The organism is Bradyrhizobium yuanmingense, from assembly GCF_029167105.1.
GTDB classification, from domain to species: domain Bacteria; phylum Pseudomonadota; class Alphaproteobacteria; order Rhizobiales; family Xanthobacteraceae; genus Bradyrhizobium; species Bradyrhizobium yuanmingense_A.
Map to the genome: position 1 here is coordinate 248,864 of NZ_JARFML010000002.1, position 25,694 is coordinate 274,557.

General features: G+C 64.8%; 18 protein-coding genes. 6 read left to right on the forward strand and 12 right to left on the reverse strand.

Annotation, left to right across the window (positions count from 1 at the left end; genetic code table 11):
* Positions 1-96: 96 nt before the first annotated feature.
* Together dnaE and P0R31_RS03980 are read right to left on the reverse strand one after the other, a co-directional pair.
* Positions 97-3,600, reverse strand: coding sequence for a DNA polymerase III subunit alpha (dnaE, locus tag P0R31_RS03975; RefSeq protein ID WP_275512954.1), 3,504 nt, complete (start codon positions 3,598-3,600; stop codon positions 97-99).
* 447 nt (positions 3,601-4,047) lie between these two features.
* Positions 4,048-4,770 (reverse strand): outer membrane protein, encoded by a 723-nt coding sequence (locus P0R31_RS03980; RefSeq protein ID WP_275512955.1) that lies wholly within the window; start codon positions 4,768-4,770, stop codon positions 4,048-4,050.
* 636 nt (positions 4,771-5,406) lie between these two features.
* Here P0R31_RS03980 and P0R31_RS03985 point away from each other — a divergent pair.
* Complete coding sequence (locus tag P0R31_RS03985) at positions 5,407-6,723, forward strand: hypothetical protein (protein WP_275512956.1); 1,317 nt, start codon at positions 5,407-5,409, stop codon at positions 6,721-6,723.
* Between the two features lie 50 nt (positions 6,724-6,773).
* Here the strand turns inward: P0R31_RS03985 and P0R31_RS03990 are convergent, their stop codons facing one another.
* Both P0R31_RS03990 and P0R31_RS03995 read right to left on the reverse strand, forming a co-directional pair.
* The gene (locus P0R31_RS03990) at positions 6,774-9,923 is read right to left on the reverse strand and encodes a GAF domain-containing protein (protein WP_275512957.1); all 3,150 of its coding nucleotides are present in this window, start codon (positions 9,921-9,923) and stop codon (positions 6,774-6,776) included.
* Between the two features lie 146 nt (positions 9,924-10,069).
* Complete coding sequence (locus P0R31_RS03995; protein WP_275512958.1) at positions 10,070-10,843, reverse strand: helix-turn-helix transcriptional regulator; 774 nt, start codon at positions 10,841-10,843, stop codon at positions 10,070-10,072.
* A gap of 111 nt (positions 10,844-10,954) precedes the next feature.
* Here P0R31_RS03995 and P0R31_RS04000 point away from each other — a divergent pair, with 111 nt between their 5' ends.
* On the forward strand, positions 10,955-12,034 hold the full coding sequence (locus P0R31_RS04000) for a zinc-binding alcohol dehydrogenase family protein (RefSeq protein ID WP_275512959.1): 1,080 nt from the start codon (positions 10,955-10,957) through the stop codon (positions 12,032-12,034).
* 89 nt (positions 12,035-12,123) lie between these two features.
* On the opposite strand, the gene P0R31_RS04005 is transcribed toward P0R31_RS04000, so the two are convergent.
* The 8 genes from P0R31_RS04005 to P0R31_RS04040 form a co-directional block, all read right to left on the reverse strand.
* Entirely contained in the window at positions 12,124-12,828 is a 705-nt protein-coding gene (locus tag P0R31_RS04005) for an ABC transporter ATP-binding protein (protein WP_036025279.1), read from the reverse strand.
* Positions 12,829-12,835: 7 nt separating this feature from the next.
* The gene (locus tag P0R31_RS04010; protein ID WP_036010095.1) at positions 12,836-14,116 is read right to left on the reverse strand and encodes a lipoprotein-releasing ABC transporter permease subunit; all 1,281 of its coding nucleotides are present in this window, start codon (positions 14,114-14,116) and stop codon (positions 12,836-12,838) included.
* 90 nt (positions 14,117-14,206) lie between these two features.
* Positions 14,207-15,526, reverse strand: a complete 1,320-nt coding sequence (gene proS / locus P0R31_RS04015) for a proline--tRNA ligase (protein ID WP_275512960.1) — start codon at positions 15,524-15,526, stop codon at positions 14,207-14,209.
* 164 nt (positions 15,527-15,690) lie between these two features.
* Positions 15,691-17,253, reverse strand: a complete 1,563-nt coding sequence (locus P0R31_RS04020) for a copper resistance CopC/CopD family protein (RefSeq protein WP_275512961.1) — start codon at positions 17,251-17,253, stop codon at positions 15,691-15,693.
* Positions 17,253-17,771 carry a YcnI family protein gene (locus tag P0R31_RS04025; RefSeq protein ID WP_275512962.1) on the reverse strand — a complete coding sequence of 173 codons (519 nt, stop codon included), beginning with the start codon at positions 17,769-17,771 and terminating at the stop codon, positions 17,253-17,255. The genes P0R31_RS04020 and P0R31_RS04025 overlap by 1 nt, the downstream gene beginning before the upstream one ends.
* A 29-nt stretch (positions 17,772-17,800) precedes the next feature.
* Positions 17,801-18,334: a copper chaperone PCu(A)C gene (locus P0R31_RS04030; protein ID WP_430516794.1), complete on the reverse strand. Its 534-nt coding sequence runs from the start codon at positions 18,332-18,334 to the stop codon at positions 17,801-17,803.
* Positions 18,335-18,402: 68 nt separating this feature from the next.
* On the reverse strand, positions 18,403-20,613 hold the full coding sequence (locus P0R31_RS04035) for a TonB-dependent receptor family protein (protein WP_275512963.1): 2,211 nt from the start codon (positions 20,611-20,613) through the stop codon (positions 18,403-18,405).
* A gap of 85 nt (positions 20,614-20,698) precedes the next feature.
* On the reverse strand, positions 20,699-21,073 hold the full coding sequence (locus P0R31_RS04040; protein ID WP_275512964.1) for a DUF2946 family protein: 375 nt from the start codon (positions 21,071-21,073) through the stop codon (positions 20,699-20,701).
* A gap of 481 nt (positions 21,074-21,554) precedes the next feature.
* Between P0R31_RS04040 and P0R31_RS04045 the strand changes: the two genes are divergently transcribed.
* From P0R31_RS04045 to P0R31_RS04060, 4 genes are all read left to right on the forward strand, one after another.
* Entirely contained in the window at positions 21,555-21,959 is a 405-nt protein-coding gene (locus P0R31_RS04045) for a globin (protein WP_275512965.1), read from the forward strand.
* 142 nt (positions 21,960-22,101) lie between these two features.
* The gene (locus P0R31_RS04050) at positions 22,102-23,121 is read left to right on the forward strand and encodes a sugar ABC transporter substrate-binding protein (RefSeq protein ID WP_275512966.1); all 1,020 of its coding nucleotides are present in this window, start codon (positions 22,102-22,104) and stop codon (positions 23,119-23,121) included.
* Positions 23,122-23,136: 15 nt separating this feature from the next.
* The gene (locus tag P0R31_RS04055; RefSeq protein ID WP_275512967.1) at positions 23,137-24,639 is read left to right on the forward strand and encodes a sugar ABC transporter ATP-binding protein; all 1,503 of its coding nucleotides are present in this window, start codon (positions 23,137-23,139) and stop codon (positions 24,637-24,639) included.
* Between the two features lie 11 nt (positions 24,640-24,650).
* Complete coding sequence (locus P0R31_RS04060; protein ID WP_275512968.1) at positions 24,651-25,676, forward strand: ABC transporter permease; 1,026 nt, start codon at positions 24,651-24,653, stop codon at positions 25,674-25,676.
* Positions 25,677-25,694 lie beyond the last annotated feature (18 nt).

Here is a 25,694-nt window from a genome sequence, read left to right on the forward strand (position 1 = left end):
TTCCATTCCCCGGGGACATGCTAGTCGGAATCAGCGCAGGGTTGCAACCGATGCAGTATGACGACTTTGCAAAAACCGGAACGCGTGGCGGAGACGCTAAAGCTGCTGCACGTCGACAACGCCTGCCACCGCCTTGATCGCGCCGGCGATCTGCGGCGAGACCTTGAAGCGGCCGGGCAGCTTCATCTCCACCTCGGTCTCGAGGTCGAGCATCAGCACCAGCGAGACCTCGCCGTCGCCGCTTCCGCGCGGTGCGATGCCGGGGCCGCCGACCTTCGGCGCGCCGCCGTTGGCGGCCGCCATCTCGGGCCCGGCGAGACGCTTGGCGATCGAGTCCAGCGGCTTGGTGTCGCGCAGGAAGATGCGCAGCCCCTTCTGCGTCTTCGCCGCGGCATCATCCAGCGGCTCGGCATGCAGCACGCGAGCGCGGACGTCCTCGCCCTGGAGCTCGGCCCCCAACTGCAGCAGCACGGCCGCGCCCGGCTCCAGCACGTCGCGGTATTGCGCAAGGCCTTCGGAGAACAGCACCGCCTCGAAATGGCCGGTGGGATCGGACAGCCCCATGATGCCCATCTTGTTGCCGGTCTTGGTGCGCCGCTCCATGCGCGAGACCACGGTCGCCGCGACCTTGCCGGCGGTGGCGCCGGTCTTCACCGCGCGCGAGAACTCGGCCCAGCTCTGCACCCGCAGCCGCTTCAGCACGGTCGCGTAATCGTCGAGCGGATGTCCCGACAGGAAGAAGCCGATCGCGTCATATTCGCGGCGCAGCCGCTCGGCCGGCAGCCATGGCTCGACCTGCGGCAGCATGATGGTCGGCGCATCCGCCGACATGCCGAACATGTCGTTCTGGCCTATGGTCGCAGCTTCATGCGCGCGCTGGCAGGCGGCGAGGATCGCGTCCGCACCGGCAAACACGCGCGCCCGGTTCGGCTCCAGCGTGTCGAAGGCGCCGGCGGCGGCGAGACTTTCGATGATGCGCTTGTTGATCGCGCGCGGCGAGACGCGCGCGGCGAAATCGGCGAGCGAAGTGAACAGGCCGCCCCGGGTGCGCTCGGCAATGATCTGCTCGATCGCCTGGATGCCGACGCCCTTGAGCGCGGCGAGCGCGTAGTAGATCGTGTTCTCGCCGACCTCGAAGGTCGCGCCCGACCGGTTGATGTTCGGCGGCTCGACCTTGATGCCGAGCCGCTGCGCCTCGGAGCGGAATTCGGAGAGCTTGTCGGTGTTGTTCAGATCGAGCGTCATGGACGCGGCGATGAACTCCACCGGATAATGCGCCTTCATGTAGGCGGTGTGGTAGGACACCAGCGCATAGGCCGCCGCGTGACTCTTGTTGAAGCCGTAGTCGGCGAACTTCGCGAGCAGCTCGAAGATGGTCTCGGCCTGCCCCTTCGGCACGCCGTTCTTCACCGCACCCGCGACGAAGATGTCGCGCTGCTTGTCCATCTCGGCGCGGATCTTCTTGCCCATGGCGCGGCGCAACAGGTCGGCGTCGCCGAGCGAATAGCCCGACATCACCTGCGCGATCTGCATCACCTGCTCCTGGTAGATGATGACGCCGAAGGTCTCCTTCAGGATCGGCTCCAGCACGGGGTGCAGATATTCCGGCTCCTCGTCGCCGTGCTTGCGCGCGCAATAGGTCGGGATGTTGGCCATCGGGCCCGGCCGATAGAGCGCGACCAGCGCGATGATGTCCTCGAAACGGTCGGGGCGCATGTCGATCAGCGCCCGCCGCATGCCCTGGCTTTCAACCTGGAACACACCGACCACGTCGCCGCGCGCCAGCATCTGATAGCTCTCGGCATCGTCGATCGGCAGCGTGGCGAGATCGACATCGATGCCGCGCGGCTTGAGCAGCTTGCAGGCGACGTCGAGCACGGTGAGCGTCTTCAGGCCGAGGAAGTCGAACTTCACGAGGCCCGCCGGCTCGACCCATTTCATGTTGAACTGGGTCACCGGCATGTCGGATTTGGGATCGCGGTAGAGTGGCACGAGCTCGCTCAAGGGGCGATCGCCGATCACGATGCCGGCCGCGTGGGTCGAGGCGTGGCGGGTCAGGCCTTCGAGACGCTGGGCGATGTCGAAGGCGCGCGCCACCACGGGATCCTCGTCGCGGAACGCCTGCAGCTTCGGCTCGCTCTCGATCGCGGCGGCCAGCGTCACCGGCGCCGCCGGATTCTGCGGCACCAGCTTGGTCAGCTTGTCGACCTGGCCATAGGGCATCTGCAGCACGCGGCCGACGTCGCGCAGCACGCCACGCGCCTGCAGCGTACCGAAGGTGATGATCTGCGCGACCTGGTCGCGGCCGTAGCGCTGCTGCACGTAACTGATCACCTCGCCGCGGCGGTCCTGGCAGAAGTCGATGTCGAAGTCCGGCATCGAGACGCGTTCCGGATTGAGGAAGCGCTCGAACAGCAGACCGAACCTGATCGGGTCGAGGTCGGTGATCGTGAGCGCCCACGCCACCAGCGAGCCTGCGCCGGAGCCGCGGCCCGGCCCGACCGGAATGCCGTGAGCCTTGGCCCATTTGATGAAGTCGGACACGATCAGGAAGTAGCCCGCGTACTTCATGCGCATGATGACGTCGAGCTCGAACGCCAGGCGCTTGTTATAGTCTTCTTCCGTCGTGCCCTGAGAGAGGCCGTGCACGCGCAGACGGTTGGCGAGCCCCTCCTCCGCCTGCCGCTTCAGCTCGGCCGCCTCGACCGCGGCGGCGTCCGAGCTCGCCGCGGCGCCGACGGTGAAGAACGGCAGGATGGGCTTGCGCGTCATTGGCCGGAACGAGCAGCGCTCGGCGATCTCCACCGTCGAGGCCAGCGCCTCCGGAATGTCGGCGAACAGCACCGCCATCTCGGCGCGCGTCTTGAAGCGATGATCCGGCGTCAGCTGCACACGGTCGGTCTCGGCGATCAGCCGGCCGCCGGCGATGCAGAGCAGCGCATCATGAGCTTCGTAATCGTCGGTGGTCGCGAAATACGGCTCGTTGGTCGCAACCAGCGGCAGCCCCTTGGCGTAGGCGATGTCGATCAGGCCGCCTTCGACGCGCCGCTCCTTCTCGGCGTTATGGCGCTGCAATTCGACGTAGAGACGGTCGCCGAACAGAGCAGCCAAACGCTCGCATCGCGCCCCGGCGAGCTCGGCCATGCCGCCGGCGAGCGCCAGCGAGATCGGCCCGTCCGGCCCGCCCGTAAGCGCGATCAGGCCCTCGGTCTCGCCCTCGAGCCAGTCGAGCTTGATGAACGGAGCATGGCTGTCCGGCGATTCCAGGAACGCGCGCGAGTTCAGCCGCATCAGGCTGCGATAACCGCGCTCCTGTGCGGCGAGCAGCACCACGCGCGAGGGTCCCATTGCGTTGCGCGCGTTGGGATCCTGATCGCCGAAATCGATGGCGAGCTCGCAGCCGACGATCGGCTGGATGCCCGAGCCCGCCATCTTGTCGGAGAACTCCAGCGCGCCGAACAGATTGTCGGTGTCGGTCAGCGCCAGCGCCGGCTGGTGGTCTTTCTTGGCAAGCTCGGCGAGCTTGGCGATCTTGATCGAACCCTTGAGCAGCGAATAGGCCGAGTGAACGTGAAGGTGGACAAATCCGGCGCTCGGCATGGTCGCGTGTCGGCCTCTTGCAGATGAGATGAAGCGGTCGCCGGCGCCTCAAGGCATCATGCACTCGCGGCCGACTCGCCTCTCAATGGTGGGGTCTCGCAGCTTCAGAGTCCACGCCGGAGCGGCCGCTTCGCCGCGTCGTCCCGCTTTTCCCCAAGAGGTCAGAGGAAGCCGGCCTAGAGCTGCGGAATGACCTGGGCCCAAATCGCGATCATCCCGACGAACAGCGTGATGGACGCCAATGCGGCAGCCTCTTCGACGAAAACCCTGAACATGTCTCGCTCCTTCATTAGAACGTATGAAGAACATTGTTCTCTTTCTGTTCTCGGGAGTCAAGCGCAGCGGGTGACCTCACAGCATAATGGTTAACTCGCTGAATTCACGTAATAAAAAAGCCCCGGCCAAGGCCGGGGCTTTCGACGACCGCTCCAGTGGGAGCGATAAGGATCAGTAACGGCCGAGCATCGGGCCGCCGAACTTGTAGTTCAGGCGGACGAGACCGATGTCGACGTCCTGGTCGATGCGTTCGACAGCGCCGCTGGCAAAGGTGACGTTGTGGTCGCCGAGGAAGATGTGGTTGTACTCGACACCGACCGTCCAGTTCGGCGCGAAACCGTACTCCAGGCCTGCACCAACCGTCGCGCCCCAGCGGGTCTCGTCGGCCCGGTCGAGGTTCGCACCGGTCACGGTGCTGTAGACGTCGTACTTGTTGCTGACGACGGCGGCGCCGCCCTTCGCGTAGACTAGGACGTTGTTCCAGGCATAGCCGACCTGACCCGTGATCAGACCGAACGCGTCGACACGCGTGCGGTTGCGGAGCCCGGTGATGCCGCTGATGTTGTCACCCGAGAAGTCGGCCCAGTTGCCCTGGCCTTCGACGCCGAACACGAACTGGCCGGTCTGCCAGCGGTAGCCGAGCTGACCACCGACCGTGCCGCCGGTCGAATTGTGCGAACCTTCGGAGCCGAAGCCGACAAGATCCCACGAGGTGTCGGCGGAACCGCCGCCGCCGTTGACGCCGATGTAGAAGCCGCTCCAGTCGTAAACGGCGGCGATCGCCGCCGGCGGAGCCTTGGTGTAAGGCCGCGCCGCGAGATCGGCAGCCAGCGCCGGCGCAGCCGCGCTGAGCGCGACAAGGCTGACAGCGGCGAGCAACAACTTCTTCTTCATTTGATTCCCGTTCCAGTTTCTTCAGAGGCCCCCGGGCCGTGGCGTTGGTCATAACAGCGATCGACGGAATTGCTGTAACCGCGACGCCACAGTGCGATCGAAAGGATTTTGCTCATTAACGAATGTTAATCGTCACGTGCATGGAAACTCTTTGAAACAAGGGCTTTCAGCAATTTCAATGTCGACGAGGCGAGATCGATTGCACGCGCGCGCAACGTTGCCGCGCGCACATTAGCGTGATTGAGAATCGCAAATGCGCGGTCGCGCTCTTCATCCCATTGTCGCCATACTTTCGCTCGCTTTCATCACATTCATCCTGGCATCACTCGCAAGCTCGCCCGCGCGCGTTCGAACGATCATCCCTTCTGCTGCCGCACTGAGAGCACCGCGCCTCGCTCATGCTCGCCCCACCGGCGTTCTCCCGACAAGCGGAGCTTCGTGCGCGAACCTTTGATCTGAGCGAACCGATCTGCATGCGCGTCGCCGCCCGGGCCCCGCCGCCAGAACCGGAACGTTCTCGGACGCAGGATTGCCGGCCGCCTGTCCGAGCAAATGCGCAAGGCGAGCGCAAGTTGTGACCGCGCCAGTCATCGTATAGCGTCCCGTCAGGCCTTCCTTCGCGCAGTCGATCCTTCCATGCTCGCCCGTATCCTGCTGCTCGCCTCGCTCCTGCTTCCCGGCACTTTGCGTGCCGAAGCAATGCCGGCCGAGAAAGCCGGCTTCGCCTCCAGGCTGACGATCTATCTCGCCAAGGGACCAGCCGACGCATGCGGCCCGGGCTGCGATCGCTGGATCGCCATCGAGGGCGAGATCGATCGGGAGGCTGCGCTGCGCATTCGCCGCTTCCTGGCCGCCGTCAAGGACCTGCAGCGTCCGATCTATCTCCATTCGCCAGGCGGCAACGTCGAGCAGTCTTACGCGATCGCGCGGTTGCTGCGCAGCCGCAAGGCGGTTGCCAGGGTTGGCCGGACGATCGCGACCGCTTGCGCCGCGGGCACGCAGGTGGACGCCGCCTGCCTGAAGCTCAAGAACGCAAGCAGTGAGGTCGAGGCCGAACTCACCACGGCCCGTGCCATGTGCAACTCGGCCTGCGGATACCTGTTTCTCGGGGCGACGTCGCGCGAGGTCGCCCCCGACGCCGCAATGGCGGTCCATAATTCCAGGCTGGTGCTCGCCTTCGACGGGCGGCCCGATCCGGCGGCAGTCGCGGAATACAGGCGCCGCCGGCTCTTGGCGGCCGATCGCGATCGCGCGGCGTTCATCGCAGCGATGGGAATTAGTCGCGAGCTGGATTCCCTCATCCGGACGGTGAAGTTCGAAAGCCTGCACGTGTTGACGCGATCCGAGCTGTACGGTTTCGGCATCGACACGCGACCGCTCGCCGAAACGAACTGGACCCTGGAGAAAGAGGCCCGGCCGTTTGTCCGCAAGATCGCGACCGCCAAGAAGGAGAACGCCTCCACGTTCCGAACGATGGAGCTGCGCCTGTCTTGCGAAAGCAGCAAGGGCGCACCGCTGACATTTGCGGCCGAGGTCGACGAAACGGCCACCGGCAAGAGCACGATCCTGATCACGGCGGATGCCGACAAGGAGAAGACGGCCGGAGGATCTCCGCTGCGGACCGGCAAGCACGAGGTCTGGCGCAGCAACATCGACCCCGACATGGTCAAGGCGATACTGGCCTCCCGCTCCGTGCATGTCCGCGAAACCACGCCGATCGCGGACGACAAGACGAACATCATGACATTCGAGCTCGACCTGGCGGGCCTGCCGTCACAATGGGCTCGGCTCAAGGCATCCTGCGCATTGCCGACGCCGGGCCCGACAAGCTCCTGGCCGGCGACGCCTGGGCAAGCCGCTCCCTGGCAGGCAGCTCATTGGCCCGAGAGCCCGTGGACGCCCGCCCCCCAACTGACCGTCAGCACAAACCCTCGGCCCGCTCCTTCGCCTTGAAATGACGTCGGACATTGCCCCGGGGGCGATTCAACGCAGCAAACATTCATTCACCCCTCGTCGAGCAGGGAGCGGACCTTGGCGGCCAGGTCTTCGATCGCAAAGGGCTTGGACAGCAAATGCTTGCCGGCATCGAGCACGCCATTGTGGACGATCGCGTTGCGCGTGTAGCCGGTGGTGAACAGCACTTTCAGATCCGGGTATCGTCTCGACAGCTCGGCTGCGAGTTCGGCACCGGTCATGTCGGGCATGACGACGTCGGTGAACAGCAGATCCGGAACGAAACCGCCTTCGATTTTGCCGATCGCCTCCCTCGCGCTCGCGGCCTCGACCACGGTATAGCCGAGCTCGCGCAGGCTTTCGGAGGAGATGCCGCGGACCCGCTCATCGTCCTCGACGACGAGGATGGTCTCGCTCTGCAGACTTGCACCGGGATGCGGCACGCCGTGCGACGGAGTTGAGACAGGCTCCTGGCCCGCGAAGCATGGAAGATAGATCTTCACGGTCGTACCGACATCCACCTCCGAATAGATTTTGACATGGCCGCCCGACTGCCGCACGAAGCCGTAGACCTGGCTGAGGCCAAGTCCAGTCCCCTTGCCGACGACCTTGGTCGTGAAGAACGGATCGAAGACCTTTCCAAGCACGTCGGGCGCAATGCCCATGCCGTTGTCTGTCACCGCAATGAGCACGTACTGCCCGGCCTGCAGCGCGTATTCGCGGGCGAATTTTCGATCTATCGAGGCGTTGGCGGTTTCGATCGTCAGCCTGCCACCCTTCGGCATGGCATCGCGCGCATTGACAGCAAGATTGACGAGAGCGCTCTCGAGCTGGGCAGGGTCTGCCTTGACGCGCCATAGGCCAGCCGCCAGCACCGTCTCGAGACGGACGAGCTCGCCGAGCGAGCGCTCGAGCAGCTCACTCATCTCACCGACCATCTTGTTGATGTCCACGACCTCGGGCGCAAGAGGCTGCTGCCGCGAGAACGCCAGCAATCTTTGCGTCAAGGTGGCGGCACGATTCGCGCCGTCCGTGGCGCTATCGAGGAAGCGGTCAATGTTGAGCTCGCCCTTGCCGAGCCGCCGCTTGGCGAGATTCAAGCTGCCGAGGATGACGGCCAGCATATTGTTGAAGTCGTGGGCGATCCCTCCGGTCAATTGCCCGACGGCTTCCATCTTCTGCGATTGCCGCAATTGCTCCTCGGCCTTCATGCGCTCGGCGATCTCGTCGGCGACACGTTGCTCCAGCTCGGCATTGAGCACTTCGAGCCTGGTCAGCAGCCGGGCATTGTCGATCGCGGTCGCGGCGTGGCCGGCGATGCCGAGCAATGCGGCCTCGTGCTCCTCGTGGAATCGACCGACCTCCGCATGACCGAAGAAAAGCCCACCGAGCACCTCGCCGCTGCGCGAGATCACGGGGACCGCAAGGTATGACCGGACCGGGAGATGGCCCTCGGGCATGCCTTTCCGCGGCGCATTCTTGCCATAGCGCGGGTCTTGCAGGATGTCATCCGACCTCACCACGCCCGTGCCCTTGAAGGTCGGCTCGAACACGGCGGTGGCGCGCGGCATCGGGAAGTTTTCGAAGGCGGATCGCGGCACGCCGGACAGCGAATACAGCATGTAGCTGCCGCCGTCCGCGGCCAGGACGTTGTAGAAGAAGGCTCCGAACTGCGCGCCCGTCAGCTCGACGCCGGCATCCGTCACGATCTGGACGATCCTGTCGAGATCGCGTTCGCGGGCAACCGATGCTCCCGTGTCGTTGAGTATCCTCAGATGACGTTCAGTCTTCTTTTGCGCGGAGATATCCAGCACGGTCCCGATAAAGCGGGTGGCCTGGCCGTTGGAAAAGATCGTGTGACCCGTTGCGGCGATCCAGCGCTCGACGCCATCCTCGATGCCGACGGTCCGGTATTCGATGTTGTAGCTTCCTGGAGAATTGGGCTGTAACGCGCTCGAGACGGCCTGATGGGCGCGCTGCCTGTCATCGGGATGGATGCCCTTCAGGAATGAGCCCTCATAGCTGACCTCGGCATCCCATGAGAGACCGAACACCTCCTTGCAGCGGCCATCCCATCGAAGAATGTCGTTGACCGGATCGTAGTCCCAGGTGCCGATTCCGGCAGCCTTGTTGGCGAGGACCAGTCGCTCGGCGGCGTCGCGCGCCGCCTGCTCCGATCGGACGCGCTCGATGTGGGCCCACGATCGCTCCGTTACCTCGGTGAGCAAGGCAAGTTCGCGCGGCGTCCACAGATGCGGGCCGCGGTGATGAATCGCCATCAAGGCGGTCAGGCGCCCTTCCTTCACCAAGGGCATGCAGATCGTCGAACCGATCCCGATGCGCTGGAAAGTGGCGGCTTCCTCGGGGGCGATCTCCTTCAGATTGTCGTTGATGATGAGGGGCCGCCCGGCGCCCAGCTCTCGCACCGCCTTCTCGCCGAAGTCGGCAAGGCTGTAGTGCCCCACTATGTGCATCGCACCGGGGGCCGCCCAATCCCCGCGGATGGTGAAGCCGTCCTGATCCGGATCCATGTCGGCATAGGCGCAGTTTGAGACGCCGAGATACTCGCCGACCATTTTCGTCGTCACTGCCATGACGCCGTCGGCATCGCGCGTCTTGGCCGTTTCCTTGTTGAGAGCGTCCAGGAAGAGCAGCCGCGCTTCGTTCTCGCGCACCGCGCTCTCGGCACGGCGACGTTCGACGGCGGTGCGGGTGCGTTCGGCAACCTCGCGGATGAGCTCCAGCTCCGCCGGGCTCCATTCACGCGGCGTGGCATTGTTGAGGTAGAGCAGCGCCACGACCCCATCGGGCTCGGAGATCGGCATGTTGACCAATGCGCGGGCCGAGATCGCCTCGAGAGCTCGGGCGCGGTCGCCGACGCGAGGGTCCTTTTCAGCGTCGGCGCAGACGACCGTCTCACCCCGCTTCAAGTCTTCGATATAGCTGCCATAGTCGCGAAAGCGCAGCACGCCGGCCAGGCTCGAGATCCCCGGAGCGTTCCAGTCGCGTGCGATGGTGATGGTCTCGGCAGAGGTATCGACGGTGCCGTAACCTGCCCGGCTGACATTGAGGCTGCGGCCCAGCAGCTCCGCCGCCGAATAGGCGAGATCGTCGGGGTCACCGATCTCCCGAATATGGTCGCCGAGGGCGGCTAAGACGGCGTTGCGGTCGGCCGAGGGTCCCCCGGTCGCTGTCGTCATCGGTCAACCCCGAACACGTCCCTCGCTCCACCTGCACACCGATGAAACAGTAACCGAAGGGGGAGCCTTAGGTTCCCGGCGCGAGGCAGCACCTCGCGGTCCTGCTCGGCGTAATACGGCGGGAGGCGTGCTCCCCCAAAGCGGGTTTAGACCGGCGTATAGATCACGAGCTTCAGCGCGGGATCGTCGTTGGCCTGGAAACTGGTGTGTTCGAAGTGCAGCACGCCCTTGGTCGGATGGTTCATGGTCTTGCGGCCCGAGATGGTGCTGCGGATGTCGTGCGCCTCCCACCATTCGACGAATTCCGGACTGCCCTCGCGCAGTCGTGTCAGCAGCTCCACGAAGGCGGGATCGCCGGCCCAGACATCGTGGGTGGCGCGAAACATCGCCACCATCGCCTTGGCAACGTCCGCCCAGCCGGCGCCGTAGGATTTTCGTGTCTGCTTGTTGGTCATCATCAGGAGCAGCGTGTTGCGATCCTGCTCCGGCAAGCGCCCGAAGCCGAAGACCTCCTCAGCCGCATCGTTCCAGGCCAGCACGTCCCAGCGCCGGCCGGTGATGTAGGCCGGCTGGTGCAGGCTCTCGATCATCCGACGAATGGGCGGCGGCACGATCTCGCGGGTGAACGGGCTTCTTGCGCGGTCGCGCGCCAGCGCCCTGAGGTGTGCATGCTCGGCCTTGCTGAGACGGAGCGCCCGGGCCAGGGCATCCACGGTGGTGACGGACGGGCTCACCGTGCGGCCCTGTTCGAGGCGGATGTACCAGTCGACGCCGATGCCGGCGAGCTGCGCGACCTCCTCGCGGCGCAGCCCCGCGGTGCGCCGGCGCCTGCCCGCCGGAAGCCCGACCGCCTTCGGCGACAGCTTTTCGCGACGAGACCTCAGGAAGTCCCCGAATTCGACGCGGCGTGGATCGGCCATGACGGATGTCCCTGCGATGGAGGGCCTATAGAATACTAGGATAATACCAGGCCTTCCTGCCTCCGGCCAAGGCGGCGCATACCGACCTCACCCGACTTCGAGGTGAACATCATGAAAGCTGCCGTGCTCAAATCCTTCGGCTCGCCGCTGGCGATCGAGGCTGTCCCCGAACCGGTGCTCGGCACCGGCGAGGTCATCGTCGACGTCGTCGCGACGCGCGTGCTGTCCTACATGAACGAGGTCTTCGACGGGACGCGCAATTATGCGCTCGACCTGCCGATCGTCCCGGGCCCGGGCGGCATCGGCCGCGTGCGCGCGATCGGCCCGGACGCGACCAAGCTTGCCGTCGGCGACTGGGTGTTCTGCGATCCGACGGTGCGCTCGCGCGATGATGCCGTGGCGCCTGACATCGCCCTGCAGGGCCTGACCGCCGCGGGGCCCGGCGGCATGCGCCTGCAACGGCACTTTCGCCACGGCTCTTTCGCCGAGCGGATGCGGGTGCCGACCGAGAACGTCAAACCCCTCGGCCCGATCACGTCCGAGCAGGCAACGCAATGGTGCGCGCTGGGCACGCTGCTGGTGCCCTATGGCGGCTTCCTCGCGGCAAACCTTCGCCCGGGCGAGACCGTGCTGGTGAGCGGCGCCACCGGCAATTTCGGCAGCGCCGCCGTCTCTGTCGCGCTGGCGATGGGTGCAGCCTGCGTGGTCGCGCCGGGCCGCAACGAGAAGATCCTCTCCGACCTTGTCCGCCGCTTTGGCGGCCGCGTGAAGCCGGTCAGGCTCACCGGCCATGAGGACGACGACCGCGAAGCGATGAAGCGCGCCGCGCCTGGGCCGATCGACTGCGTGTTCGACATCATGCCGCCATCGGTGAGCCCGATTGTGGTGCGGGCCGCCGTCATGACGGTGCGCGCCTACGGACGCGTCGTGCTGATGGGTGGCGTCGGCATGGCGGGCGGGCCGGGCCTCGAGCTGCCCTACCCCTGGATCATGCGCAACTGCATCAACATCCACGGCGTCTGGATGTATCCGCCGGATGCGGCGACCCGCCTGATCGCGCTGGTCCGCGCCGGATTGCTGCGGCTCGACGCGTACGAGACCACCGCCTTCGACCTCGACCACGCCAACGAAGCCGTGGCGCATGCCGCGGCCAACGGAGGGCCGTTCAAACTGACGGTGATCAGGCCCTGAGCGCTGCGAGGGCGGCAGAGCGCCGTCGCCGATTTTTCGGAAGTTCCACCAAGCACTTGGCTACTGTGCGTGGGGTTGTTTTCGCGCGTTTAGTCGAGCTCGACCACCTGGCCGTGCGACAGCGACACGCGCCGGTCCATGCGGCCGGCGAGCTCCATATTGTGGGTCGCGATCAGCATCGACACGTGCGTCGCCTTGACCAGCTGCATCAGCGCCTGGAACACGTGCTCGGCGGTGCCGGGGTCGAGATTGCCGGTGGGCTCGTCCGCAAACAGCACGCGCGGCGCGTTGGCCACCGCACGGGCGATGGCGACACGCTGCTGCTCGCCGCCGGACAGCTCGGCGGGGCGGTGGGTGATGCGGTCGCCGAGGCCGAGATAGCCGAGGATCTCCTTGGCGCGCTTGACGGTCTCGGACTTCTTCAGGCCGCGGATCATCTGCGGCAGCATGACGTTCTCGAGCGCCGAGAACTCCGGCAGCAGCCGGTGCGACTGGTAGACGAAGCCGATATCGGTGCGGCGCAACTGGGTGCGCTCGATGTCGGGCAGCTGCGAGGTCGGCGCGCCCGAGACATAGACCTCGCCGGAATCGGGGGCTTCCAGCAGCCCCGCGATGTGCAGCAGCGTCGACTTGCCCGAGCCCGATGGCGCCACCAGGGCGACGGACTGGCCGGCCCACAGCGCCAGCTTGGCGCCGTCGAGGATCGTCAGCGGCACCTCGCCCTGCAAGTACTGCCGCTTTATCTCGTGGAGATAAATGACCGGTACATCTTCTGCCCCCTGCTGCTGCTCCATCAGTCCCTCACTCGTACCGGAGCGCTTCGACGGGATCGAGGCGCGCGGCGCGCCACGACGGATAGAGCGTCGCCAGGAACGACAGCGTCAGCGCCATGATGACGACGGCCGTGGTCTCGCCGACGTCGATCTCGGCAGGCAGCTTCGACAGGAAGTAGAGCTCCGGCGAGAACAGCTCGGTCGAAGTCAGCCAGGACAGGAATTGCCGGATCGATTCGATGTTGACGCAGATCACGAGGCCGACGCAGAAGCCGACCAGCGTGCCGACCACGCCGATGGAGGCGCCCGTGATCAGGAAGATCCGCATGATCGATCCTTGCGAAGCGCCCATGGTGCGCAGGATCGCGATGTCGCTGCCCTTGTCCTTCACCAGCATGATCAGGCCGGAGACGATGTTGAGCGCGGCGACCAGCACGATCATGGTCAGGATGAGGAACATCACGTTGCGCTCGACCTGGAGCGCGTTGAAGAAGGTCGAGTTGCGCTGCCGCCAGTCCACCAGAAAGATCGGCCGGCCCGCCGCCTCCGTCACCGCCTTGCGGAAGGCGTCGATCCTGTCGGGGTTGGTGGTGAACACCTCGATCGAGGTGACGTCGTTGCTGCGGTTGAAATAGGCCTGCGCTTCGGCGAGCGGCATGAACACGAAGCCGAGATCGTACTCGGACATGCCGATCTCGAACACCGCGACGATCTTGTACGGTTTTATGCGCGGCGTCGTGCCCATCGGCGTGACCGCGCCCTTCGGCGCCACCAGCGTGATGCTGTCGCCGGCATGCAGCGAAAGCTGGTCGGCGAGGCGCCGGCCGATCGCAACGCCCTGCCCTTCGTCAAACCCCTCGAGCGAGCCCTGCTTGATGTTCTTGGCGATCGAGGTGAGGTTGTTGAGATCGTCGGAGCGGATACCGCGCACCAGGACGCCCGAGGCGTTCCAAGGCGATGACGCCAGCGCCTGACCGTCAACCACCGGCGCCGCAAGCCGGATGCCCTCGACCTGGCTGAGGCGGTCGGCAACGTCCTTCCAGTCGGTCAGCGGCGATTCCAGCGGCTGGACCAGGATGTGGCCGTTGAGGCCCAGGATCTTGTCGAGCAGTTCTTTACGGAAACCGTTCATCACGGCCATGACGATGATCAGCGTCGCGACGCCGAGCATGATGCCGAGGAAGGAGAACCCGGCAATGACCGAGATGAATCCCTCCTTCCGGCGCGCCCGCAAATAGCGCGCCGACAGCATCCACTCGAATGGCGCGAAAGGCGCGGTTTGCACGGTTTCGGTCATGGTCTCATCCATCGCTCGATAATCCCATGATTCGGGGTCAATTGTGGCCGGATTGGCGGCCGCGATATCGCGCGATGAACAATATTCAGCTGACCAGCCTTATCAGCCCACAAGTCTTGCGACCGCGTCCGCAGGCGACATGGTCTCGCGCGCGCCGTCGCTGCGCCGCTTGATCTCGACCTTGCCGTCGGCGAGCCCCTTCGGCCCGATCATGATCTGCCAGGGGATGCCGATCAGGTCGGCGGCGGCGAATTTGGCGCCAGCGCGCTGATCGGTGTCGTCATAGAGCACGTCGACGCCCTTGGCCGTGAGCTCGGCATAGAGCTTCTCGCAGGCCGCATCGACGGCCGCATCGCCCTGCTTCAGGTTGAGGATCGAGACGCGGAACGGTGCCACCGCCTCCGGCCATTTGATGCCGGCATCGTCATGGCAAGCCTCGATGATGGCACCTAGCAGGCGCGAGACGCCGACGCCGTACGAGCCGCCATGGATCGGCACGTCGACACCATCAGGCCCCGCCACGAGCGCCTTCATCGGCTCGGAATATTTGGTGCCGAAATAGAAGATCTGGCCAACCTCGATGCCGCGGGTGTTGACTCGCTTATCGACCGGCACTTCCTGCTCGAAGCGCGAGGCGTCGTGGACGTCCTCGGTCGCCGCATAGAGCGAGGTCCATTGCTTGATGATCGGCGTCAGGTCGCTCTCATAGTCGACGTCCTCGCCCGGCACCGGCAGGTCCAGCACGTCGCGATTGATGAACACGCCGGATTCGCCGGTCTCGGCGAGCACGATGAACTCGTGGCTGAGATCGCCGCCGATCGGGCCGGTCTCGGCACGCATCGGGATCGCCTTCAGCCCCATCCGTGCGAAGGTGCGCAAGTATGCGACGAACATCTTGTTGTAGGCGACGCGCGCCGCGGCCTCGTTGAGGTCGAAGGAATAGGCGTCCTTCATCAGGAACTCGCGGCCGCGCATCACGCCGAAGCGCGGACGCTGCTCGTCGCGGAATTTCCATTGGATATGATAGAGATTGAGCGGCAGGTTCTTGTAGGACTTCACATAGGCGCGGAAGATCTCGGTGATCATTTCCTCGTTGGTCGGCCCGTACAGCAGCTCGCGCTTGTGGCGGTCGGCGATGCGCAGCATCTCCGGGCCGTAGGCGTCGTAGCGGCCGCTCTCGCGCCAGAGGTCGGCGAGCTGGAGCGTCGGCATCAAGACCTCGATCGCGCCGGAGCGATTCTGCTCCTCGCGCACAATCTGCTCGATCTTCTTCAGCACGCGGAAGCCGAGCGGCAGCCAGGCATAGATGCCGGCCGCCTCCTGCCTGATCATGCCGGCACGCAGCATCAGCCGATGCGAGACGATCTCCGCCTCTTTCGGATTTTCCTTCAGGATGGGCAGAAAGAACCGCGACAACCGCATGGTAATACTCTGGGAATCAGTGATCGCCTGCAGTGAAACCGGATTGGGAGCGAAAACACAAGACGGGAATGAGGAAAAGCCGCTAACGCGGCGAAATACCTGTCATTTTTCCGTTGCCTTCAGGTTTGACTTCAGGAGCACCGTGCTCAGCAAAGCCGGTGAGCCTAGGGTGGCGGCACCTCGAATTCATCCGCGAGCGTGATCATCTCGAAATCGCTCACGAGCGCCTCGATGCGCACACGCCAGCGGCCGGCGAAGGGCAGCTCGACCTTGCGCACGTGCCAGTAGCCATCCGGCCCGAGCAAGGCGTCCCGTTCCATCGGCTCGATGCCGCGCTCGGGCAGGCTGAGCGTCAACGTCACCTCTTTGGCCGCCAAGGGCGTCCCATCGCCGGTCATGAGCTGGAGCACGAAATCGTCCTTGCCGACCTTTCCGGGCGACACCAGCACCTGGAACATCGCCTTGTCGCCGTGGATGTGGATCGCCAAAGGGATCTCCGGAATGATCGTTCGCGGCGGCGGCGTGAAGCGCCAGCCGGCGACGACGGCGAAGATGGCGAGGGCGATCACGCATTCGAGGAGGATCGAGCGCTTGAGGATGGCTTGGGCTCCACGATCGCGGGCGAGTGCCGGAGTGAGGCGGAAGCGGTTGAGCGCCGCAAGGGCGAGCAGCATGAGAACCAGGCCGAGCTTGATCGAGAGGATGAAGCCATAGCGGGTCTCGACCAACGCCGAAACTTTTTCGAGCTGAACAATCGCAAGGGCGAGGCCCGTCAATGCCAGCACGCCGACCGCCGGCATGGCGATGCCCGAGAAGCGCTTCACGACGGCGAGTGCTGCTGGCGTCGGCTTCGACAGCAATGCCGCCAGCGGAGCAAGAGCGCCGATCCACAGCGCAACGCACAGGCCGTGAAGAAACATCGCCGGGCGCATCATCATTCGAGGCGGCGCCGTTGCGGCATGCCCGCTCATGGCGAGCGACAGGCCCACGCCGACCATGGCAATGATCGCAAGAGCCCGCGAGGACCATGCGCTGCGCAGCGCCAGCAGAGCGAACAGCATCGCGGCGGCAGCAACTAAAAACGCGCGGCCGGCACTGGTTGCCACCGCGACCTTCCAAGGTGCGGCCGTCGCGAGCGCCGCCGGCGGCAGGCCAAGGAGATCGAGACCCAGCGCACCTAGCGACACCACCGCGCTCGAAAGGCCGACCGCGAGCGCCACGCGCGGCACGGTCATGCCGGCCAGAGACCATGATATCCAGCGCGCAAACCACACACCGCCGACGCCTACGAACAGACCGAGATAGAGGCCAACGCGCGCCAGCCAGATCAGCGCGGCCAACCAATGGTCCGTACTCGCGGACGGCTTCGTCTCCGACGGCATGCCGACTGAAAACATCACTGATCCCACGATCGGATGGCCATCCTGCGAGACCACGCGATAGCTGACGACCGCGGTCCCCTCAGGCAGATCCGCTGGCATCAGGATCGAAATCGTGTCGCCCGACGCGCCGACACGCGGATCGTCCCGCGCCCTGCCCGTCCCGTCGATCAGCCGGATCGCGCCCGGCGTTACCGGTTCGTTGAACCGCAGCTCCACCACCTTCGGCGCGGTCGCGAGCGTGCTGCCGCTCGCCGGCTCGACCGAGATCAGCGCCGCATGCGCGAGCGCACCGCTCGCGAAGCTGGCAGCGAAGAGCAGCGTTGCGAACGCGGCGAGGAGGCGCATCAGGGTTTCGGCAGGAGCTTGACGCCAGGCGCCGGCGACTTGCCCTCATGCGAATGGCTTGCCCCCTCGGTTGGGATCTCGATCCAGCGACGAACGCCGGTCTCGCATTCCTGAACCACTGGGAAGTACAAGGTCGTGTTCGCCTTGAGCTTGTCGGTCAGCACCGTCTGCATGATGAACTCGTCATAGTTCTTGTCCTGCAGCTTGCCGCCGGACCACGCCACCTCCTTGACGCCGGACGAGAGCTTGTTGCCGTGATAGTCGTATTCCCCGGCATATTTGCCCTCCACGATATCGATGGTCCAGCCGGCCTTCGGCATCGGCTTCACCGCGATGACCCCTTCCGGAATCTGCACGCGGAGCTTCACCGTCGGTGAGCCCGCGCAGCCATGCGGCACGGTGAAGACCGCCTTGTAGGACGCACCAATTGTGGCTTGCTTGGTCTCGAGCGAGACATGCGCCGCCACTGGTGATGCGGCGAGCGCGGCAATCAGGATCAGGCAGGATCGCTTCGACATATTCGGTCTCCCGAGAGTCCAGAACAGTCTCATTTCATCTTCATTCCCGAATGATCCGGCATTTTCTTCATGTCCATGTGGCCCGAGTGTCCGCCATCGCCCGGCGCCTGCGCGCCGACGCCCTGGACGGCGAGGGCGACAGTGACCTTTCCTGCCTTCTCGAACTGAAGCGTCACCGGCACCTTGTCGCCTTGCTTGAATGGCCCCTTCAGCTCCTGAAGCATCAAATGATTGCCGCCGGGCGCGAGCTTCACGGTCTTGCCGGGCTCGATCGCCAATCCCTTGTCGAGCGCGCGCATCTTCATCACGCCATTATCCATCGCCATCTCGTGAATCTCGGCCTTGCCTGCGATATCGGCGGACACGCTGACCAGCCTGTCGGCGGCGCTCCCCTTGTTTTCGATGGTCAGGTAGCCGCCGGCGACCTTGGCGCCGCCCGGCGTCGCCCGGCTCCAGGCCTGCGAGATGACGAGATCGCCGGTCTTGACGTCCTCGGCTGCGACTCCCGCGCTGGTGCCGAGCAGCATGGCGACGGCGAGCAGTGATGGCATGATCCTGTTCATTAGGTTCCCTCTGTTTTCATTCTGATCGAGCACGGTCGGTCGTGGTGGTCTCGGCAGCCTCAGTGCGCTTACCATCGATACCTCATTCCGCTGTAGACCGCCCGGCCGGTGCCTGGTTCGAACAACGCCGACGTCGCGCTGGCGCGATCGATGATACTGGCGCTTGCAATGTAGGTTCTGTTGGTGAGGTTTCGACCCTCGATATAGGCGGAGAACGGCCCGCCATTGTCGAAGCCCGCTTTCAATCCGAGCAGTGCATACGGCTCCGTCGCCAACGTGTTCACGCTGTCGACAAAATAGGCTTGCGGCACCCATTCGACGTTCGAACCGGCATAGAACCCGGTCGGATGCTTGTAGAGCAATTCGGCGCGCAAATAGTGACGCGGCGCACCGGGCAGCTGGTTGTTGCCGAATGTCGGGGCGCTATCGAAGCGAAAATCGCTGTAAGTATAGGCGAAGTTGAGCCACACCTTGTCGGGCGCGCCGACTGTCCCGAAGATGTCGCGGAAGATTGCTGCCCCTGCCCCAGCCTCGACGCCCTGATGGACGGTTCGGTCGGCATTGGTCACGTTGCAATTGCCGAAGGCGCTGTAGAGGCACAGCAGCTCATCGCGGATATCGGCGCGATAGGCGGTCAGCTCCCAGGTGTAGTCGGGCAGTCTCATGCGCGTCCCGATCTCGTAGGTCGTCGCAATCTGCGGGCGGATGCTGGTGAACGGAATCGTCGGAATGCCAGGACCGCGCGCGCTCTCGCCGAAGCTCGGCACTTCGGCGCTCCGCGAAACATTGGCGAAGGCCTGCCACGTCGGGTCGATCTGCCACAGCAGGCCCGCCTTCGGCGACCAAAGATCAAAGCGGGTTGCTCCCGACTGATCGCCGTCGCTAAGAAACCGGTCCCGCCGATTGCGGGTCGCATGCAGAAATTGCGTGCCGGCAATCGCGGCGACGTTCGGCAGAAAATAGAAGCTGTCCTCCACGTAAACCGAGGTGTTCTCCGAGCGATCGTACGACGACGACAGCAATGCCCCCTTCTGTCCGGCAATGTTGGCGAACTGCTGGTTGTCGATGCTGCCATTCAACAGGTTGACGCCCGCGACCAGCCTGTTGCGATAACCGCCGATAATGCGGTCGTCCGTAACCTTCGCGAAGCCGCCATAATCCTTGTAGCGATAATCGAGCCACTGGAAGATCGGATGCATGAGGTGCCGGTCGACGCCGAAAGCGCCGAACTCCAGCCTGGTGTCGTCGAATCGGATCGTCGTCTTGTTTGCCAGCCTGACCGTGTCGATGTTGCGCTGCTGGTCCAGCGCAACGTTCGCCGGAGCCGCGGCCTCCGGATTGGTCAAGGCAGGCGCCTTGGTGACGGTTCCTGGAATGCGTTGCCGCACCTCGTTGGCGTTGAGATAGAATCGCGTCTCGAAATCCGGCGAGAACTGGTAGCCAACATTGCCGCTCACGCGGTTGCCCGAGCCGAAGCTGTGATCGCGGAAGCCGTCCGTGGCCTGCGTCGATGCGGTGACGAAACCATCCCACGGCCCGTTGGCGCCTCCTGCATTGGCCTGCAGTCGCCTGAGGCCGAAGGCTCCCACGTCGAGCGAGACGCCATTCGGAAATCCGTCGCGTCCCGATGGCGTCACGAAGTTGACGGCGCCTCCCAGCGAATTGGCTCCGAACTGCAGCGCGTTCGCGCCCTTGTACACCTCGACATATTTGTAGGCGGTCGGGTCGATCTCCTGGAAATCGCCATAGCCGTCCGCCGTGTTGATCGGGATGCCGTCCATGTAAAGCTGCACGCCGCGCAGATGGAAATTGCGCGACAGGCCGGATCCGCGGATCGAAAGCCGGGTGTCGTCGCCCCATTTCGGCTGCACAAACACGCCGGGCACGTAGTCCAGGACATCCTTGATCGTGCTGGCGGGTGTCGAATTCCGGTAAGCCTCCGCTGTGACCAGCGCTACGCCGCCCGGCGTCTGGTTGATCTCGTTCAGCGCCTGCTGGGCGGTAAGAACCGTCAGGGAACCAGGGCCAGGAGCCCCTTCGGAAGCTGCCGTCGGTCGGGCAGGCGCAGTTGCAGGCGCGCGGGCCCGCGTCAATCGTGCGGGCGTTCGCTGTGCGCGGGCTGGTGAGGCCCGTTTCTCCCGCGGCGCGTCGACCGTAACGGGAGGAAGCTCGCGTCGGTTTTCCTGCGCGATTGCATTGGACGGCACAACGAGGGCAGAAGCTGAGGCAAGCAGAATCTTACGTGCGGAAAGCAGTCGAAAGAAGCCTGAACGAGGCATGAGGTCATTCCTGATGCCGGCAGAGAGCCGGTGCATAGCGATCCCGGCACGGCCGAAGCCGGCGCGGAGCTGAAGGTTTCGCGGATCAGGAAATGCGAGGCGGAGCGCGTGCCCGGGCGATCGAACCATCGTCGGCGGCGAGGACGGGCGCGTTCGCCATGTGCCAGACGATGCGGGCGATGGGGCGGACGGGAGTTGAGAACGCCGCATGGGGCGGCGCGTCAAGCGAAGCGTCAGCGTGCACGAGGCAACAAAGCGCACATGCACCGGCTTTCGCGGCCGGTGTCCCGGTCTCGTCGACCGGGCCGTCCTGCTCCCCTGCGCTGTGGCAGATGGCGCCTGCAGAGAACGGATCGGCCGCAGCCTGGCCGGCCGCGAGACATGCGGCGATCGGCGCCAGCACCTGCATCACAAGGGCGAGCAGGACCAGAGGCAGGAATTTTTGCAGGCGTGCGCGCATCCGCCGGACCATTCGTTCGTGCGCTAACTAATCACTCGGGCGGGGCCGAGTCGAGGCCAGTTCCGCCGCCCGCGTGGTCCCGCACAAATTGCTCGAAAGCTGTGGCCCGACCGCCCTACGCCCGAGCCCGGCCGGTATCCGAGGCAGGGAAACCCGCCCGACCATCCACAAATTTCTTATATCTGTCATATATTTAGGGGAGCGAAAGCCCGATCGTTTCGTCAGCTGCTCCTATTTTGAACATTCGTTGCCGAAAATGATGACAAGTGAGAAAAGTTGATCTAGCATCCCTCTTGCTCAGGCACTGACCGCGAGGTCGAGGCCTGGTGGTCCAAGTCTCGGGAGGAGCCCCTGGCGCGCAAAACGCAGCGTCGCCCCGTCAATCAAGATCAAATCTTAAGATCGGGGATAATAGGGTCGACACAATTTTTGAGCGGGGCCAGGGCCCCGCTCTTTTTTTGCCCGCGCGGCTGAACTGCCGATGAACGCGGCCTCTGATCCCATCCAAGACAGCTTCGAACGTGCAGCCTCGCGCTGCGCCGATCTCACGCCGTTCGTCTATCGACGTCTGTTTGATCAGCATCCGGAAACGCAGGCGATGTTCCGCACGGACGGCGCTGATCTCGTGAAAGGGTCGATGCTGGCGCTGACGATCGAGGCGATTCTCGACTTCGCCGGCGAGCGCCGCGGGCATTTCCGGCTGATCGCGTGCGAGGTCGCCTCGCACGATGCCTATGGCACGCCGCGCGAGCTGTTCATCGCGTTCTTCGTCGTCATCAGGGATGCGCTCCGCGATCTGCTCGGCGATGAATGGACGCCCGAGATCGCGCAGGCCTGGGATACATTGCTCGCCGAGATCGACGCATTCGCCGCCGCGGCCACCTGATGCTTTGCGCTGCACCAACGCGCGGGCTGCGACGACGCTGCGGCTGAATGCAGATTGAGTGCGAACAACTCTTGTGAGAGACTTTCGGAGATCGGTAGCGCTACCAATGACGCGCCGACGACAAAATATATGGGAGCGAGCGATGTCCGGGACGAAAGATTTCTCGACGACGAGGCGCGATCTTCTTCAGGCGGCTGCGACCGCCGGCGCCGGAGCTGCCATCCTCGGCAGCATGGGCATAAGCCCCGCACTGGCCGCAGTCGGACGCAGCGAGAAGCCGTTGAAGGCGGCGTTCTCCAACGCCGGCCTCCAGGCCACCTGGTGCGCGCAAGGCAAGCAGGCGGCGGAATTCTGGGGCAAGCTGTTCAATGTCGAGGTGACCTGGTTCGACGGGCAGCTCGATGCGGTGAAGCAGCGCGCGGCGATCGACAACATGGCCTCGCAGAAATGGGACTTCGTCGCGATCCAGGCCTTCGGCATCGGCACCCTCACCCAGCCGGTGCAGAAGATGATCGACGCCGGCACGCCCGTGATCGACATGGACACGCTGATCGCGCCCCTCGATCAGATCAACGTCCATTCCTTCCTCGCTCCCGACAACGAGTTCATGGGCGCTTCGGTGACGCAGGCGCTGTGCAACGCCATGGGCGGCAAGGGCAAGATCATCATGACGCAGGGCGCGCTCGGCCACACCGGTGCGCAGGGCCGCGCCAAGGGCTTCAACTCGGTCGTCAAGCAATTCCCGGGCATCGAAGTGCTGGACACCCAGCCGGCCGATTGGGACGTTTCGAAGACCGCCCGTCTCTGGGAGACCTATCTGACCAAGTACCCGCAGATCGATGCGGCCTTCTTCCACAATGACGACATGGCGCTGGCCGCCGCCAACATCATGAAGGCGCGCAATCGCACCAACATCCTGATCGGCGGGGTCGATGCCATGCCGCCGGCGATCCAGGCGGTCAGCGAAGGCCGAATGTTCGCGACCGTCCGCAATCCGTCCTGCCGCATCCATGGCGGCGCGATCGTCGCGGGTGTCTCCGCCGTGATCGGCGGCGAGAAGAGCGGACAGGGCATCCCGAAGAACGTCGTCACCGACGGCCCGGTCGTGACCAAGGCCAACGCCGCCGGAATGCAGTGGATGCAGGATCACTTCCTGATCTGAGCCTCCAGATCTTTCATGAGCGTGGGACAACAGCCCATCCTGGAACTGCAGGGCATCACGAAGAGCTTCGGCGGCGTCGAAGCGCTTCGTGGTGTCGACTTCGCGCTTTATCCCGGCGAGATCCACGGTCTCGTCGGCGAGAACGGCGCCGGCAAGAGCACGCTGATGAAGATCATCGCCGGCGTGCACACCGAGTTCTCCGGCCGCTTCCTGGTCGACGGCCAGGAGATGCATTTCCGCTCGGCGCGCGATGCGCACGCCGCCGGCATCGCCATGGTGCACCAGGAGCTCAGCGTCGCGCCCGATCTGACGGTTGCGGAGAACGTCTTCCTCGGAAACCAGCCGACCAACGCCTTCGGCCTCGTGCAATGGCGGCGGATGGCGCGCGAAGCGGGTGAGCAGCTCGCCCGCTTCGGCATCGACGTCGATCCGATGGCGCGGCTCGGCGACCTCCCGATCGGGCTGCAGCAGCTGATCGAGATCGCGCGCGTGCTGTTCTCCGGCGCGCGCATCGTCATCCTGGACGAGCCGACCTCCGCCCTCTCCCCGCCCGAGGTCGAGCGCCTGTTCGCAACGCTCCGGCGGCTGCGCGAACAAGGCACTGCCATTGTCTTCATCTCGCATTTCATCGAGGACATCCTGCTGGTGTCCGACACGGTGACCGTGTTCCGCAACGGCCGCAAGGTTGCGGAGACGGCGAGCGCCGCGACCAGCAAGGGCGCGCTGATCGAGGCTATGATCGGCCGCGGCGGCGAGGCGCTCGAGCACAGCTACACCGACGACCTGATGCTGCCGCAGCCGAGCGACAGCAACGTTGTTCTCAAGGTCGACCAGCTGTCGCTGTCCCGCAGCCTTCAGGACGTCTCGTTCGAGGCCCGCGCCGGCGAGGTGCTCGGCATCTACGGCTTCATGGGCTGCGGCCAGCAGGAGCTGTCGCGCATCCTGTTCGGCAAGCTGAAGCCGGACGGTGGCACGCTTGCAGTCGAAGGCGTGCCGAAAACCTTCGCCAGCACGGCGGCGGCGCGGCGCGCCGGCGTGGCGCTGGTGCCGGAGAGCCGGCGCGACATGCTGTTCCACCAGGAGCCGGTCTACAAGAACATTTCGATCAGCATTCTCGACCGCATCTCCTCGCTGCTGCTCAAGCCGGCGCAGGAGCGCGACATCGCCAAACGCCAGGTCGAGCAGCTGCAGATCAGGCCGCCGGTGGTCGGCCTCGATCTCGGCATGCTCTCGGGCGGCAACCAGCAGAAGGTCGCGCTGGCGAAATGGCTGACCTATCCGCCCAAGCTGCTGGTGCTGTGCGAGCCGACCCGCGGCATGGATGTCGGCGCCAAGAACGACGTCATCAACATCGTGCGCGACCTCAGAACAAGGGGGCTCGCGATCATCGTGCTGTCGACCGAGCCGGAAACGGTGCTGTCGCTGGCCGACCGCATCCTCGTGCTCAAGCGCGGCGCATTGGTGCGGGAATTCAAGAACGAGCCGGTCAGCAAGGACCGCCTGCTGGAAGCGGCGTGACGGAGAAGCACATGAGCAGCGAGACGGCTTTGGCGACAGGACAACGGGCACGGGGCCTTGCGCCCTTCCTGCGCTCGCAGATGCGCAACATCGCCCCGTTCCTGACGCTGATCTTCCTCACCGCCTTCTTCGCCTTCGCCAGCCCCTCATTCGCAACGCTCGACAATCTCGGCAACATCCTGACCCAGGTGTCGGTGACGGGCATCATCGCCGTCGGCCTCACCTTCGTGATCCTCTGCGCCGAGATCGACCTGTCGGTCGCCAGCATTGCCAACGTCACGGGCATTGCGGTCGCCTACTTCACGCTGCAGGAATCCTACGTCAACATCGCCAACATTCCCCTGCCCGGCGCGGTCGCGATCATCCTGTCGCTCCTGCTCTGCGCCCTGCTCGGTCTCGTCAACGCGCTGGGGCTGACCGTGATCGGCATCCCCTCCTTCATCATGACGCTCGCGATGATGCAGATCGCCGCCGGCATCTCCGCGCTGCTGGTACGCGGCCAGATCGCCTACAAGGTGCCGAGCCTGATCACGACGCTCGGCTCGGGCTCGATCGGCGGCATCCCCTGGATCGTCATCGTCGCCGCCATCATGCTGCTCAGCGGCCATCTGGTGCTGACCTACACGCGCTTCGGCCGCTACGTCTACATGGTCGGCGGCAATCGCGAAGCGGCCGAATATTCGGGCCTCAACGTCAAGCTGATCCTCGGCGCGGTCATGGTGATCTCGGCGGTGTGCTCGGGCCTCGGCGGCATGCTCGGCGTTGCCCATTTCGGCAGCGCGCAGCAGAACGAGTTCGACACCTACCTGCTCGATTCCATCGCCGCCGTCGTGGTCGGCGGCACCAGCCTGTTCGGCGGCCGCGGCGGCATCGGCAACACCATCGTCGGGCTTTTCGTGCTCGGCGTGCTCAACAACGGCCTCGACCACGTCAACATCGACAGCTTCCTGAAGATCCTGATCCGCGGCCTGATCCTCCTGGCGGCGCTGGTCATCAACGTCTATGCGCAGCGCTTGAGGGAGAAAGCGGCGGAGTAGACGGCCGCTTAAACAAAA

Coding starts and splice junctions, on each gene's coding strand:
- dnaE (WP_275512954.1), bottom strand. CDS start 3,600: ATGCCGAGCGCCGGATTTGTCCACCTTCACGTTCACTCGGCCTATTCG.
- P0R31_RS03980 (WP_275512955.1), bottom strand. CDS start 4,770: ATGAAGAAGAAGTTGTTGCTCGCCGCTGTCAGCCTTGTCGCGCTCAGC.
- P0R31_RS03985 (WP_275512956.1), top strand. CDS start 5,407: ATGCTCGCCCGTATCCTGCTGCTCGCCTCGCTCCTGCTTCCCGGCACT.
- P0R31_RS03990 (WP_275512957.1), bottom strand. CDS start 9,923: ATGACGACAGCGACCGGGGGACCCTCGGCCGACCGCAACGCCGTCTTA.
- P0R31_RS03995 (WP_275512958.1), bottom strand. CDS start 10,843: ATGGCCGATCCACGCCGCGTCGAATTCGGGGACTTCCTGAGGTCTCGT.
- P0R31_RS04000 (WP_275512959.1), top strand. CDS start 10,955: ATGAAAGCTGCCGTGCTCAAATCCTTCGGCTCGCCGCTGGCGATCGAG.
- P0R31_RS04005 (WP_036025279.1), bottom strand. CDS start 12,828: ATGGAGCAGCAGCAGGGGGCAGAAGATGTACCGGTCATTTATCTCCAC.
- P0R31_RS04010 (WP_036010095.1), bottom strand. CDS start 14,116: ATGGATGAGACCATGACCGAAACCGTGCAAACCGCGCCTTTCGCGCCA.
- proS (WP_275512960.1), bottom strand. CDS start 15,526: ATGCGGTTGTCGCGGTTCTTTCTGCCCATCCTGAAGGAAAATCCGAAA.
- P0R31_RS04020 (WP_275512961.1), bottom strand. CDS start 17,253: ATGCGCCTCCTCGCCGCGTTCGCAACGCTGCTCTTCGCTGCCAGCTTC.
- P0R31_RS04025 (WP_275512962.1), bottom strand. CDS start 17,771: ATGTCGAAGCGATCCTGCCTGATCCTGATTGCCGCGCTCGCCGCATCA.
- P0R31_RS04030 (WP_430516794.1), bottom strand. CDS start 18,334: ATGAACAGGATCATGCCATCACTGCTCGCCGTCGCCATGCTGCTCGGC.
- P0R31_RS04035 (WP_275512963.1), bottom strand. CDS start 20,613: ATGCCTCGTTCAGGCTTCTTTCGACTGCTTTCCGCACGTAAGATTCTG.
- P0R31_RS04040 (WP_275512964.1), bottom strand. CDS start 21,073: ATGCGCGCACGCCTGCAAAAATTCCTGCCTCTGGTCCTGCTCGCCCTT.
- P0R31_RS04045 (WP_275512965.1), top strand. CDS start 21,555: ATGAACGCGGCCTCTGATCCCATCCAAGACAGCTTCGAACGTGCAGCC.
- P0R31_RS04050 (WP_275512966.1), top strand. CDS start 22,102: ATGTCCGGGACGAAAGATTTCTCGACGACGAGGCGCGATCTTCTTCAG.
- P0R31_RS04055 (WP_275512967.1), top strand. CDS start 23,137: ATGAGCGTGGGACAACAGCCCATCCTGGAACTGCAGGGCATCACGAAG.
- P0R31_RS04060 (WP_275512968.1), top strand. CDS start 24,651: ATGAGCAGCGAGACGGCTTTGGCGACAGGACAACGGGCACGGGGCCTT.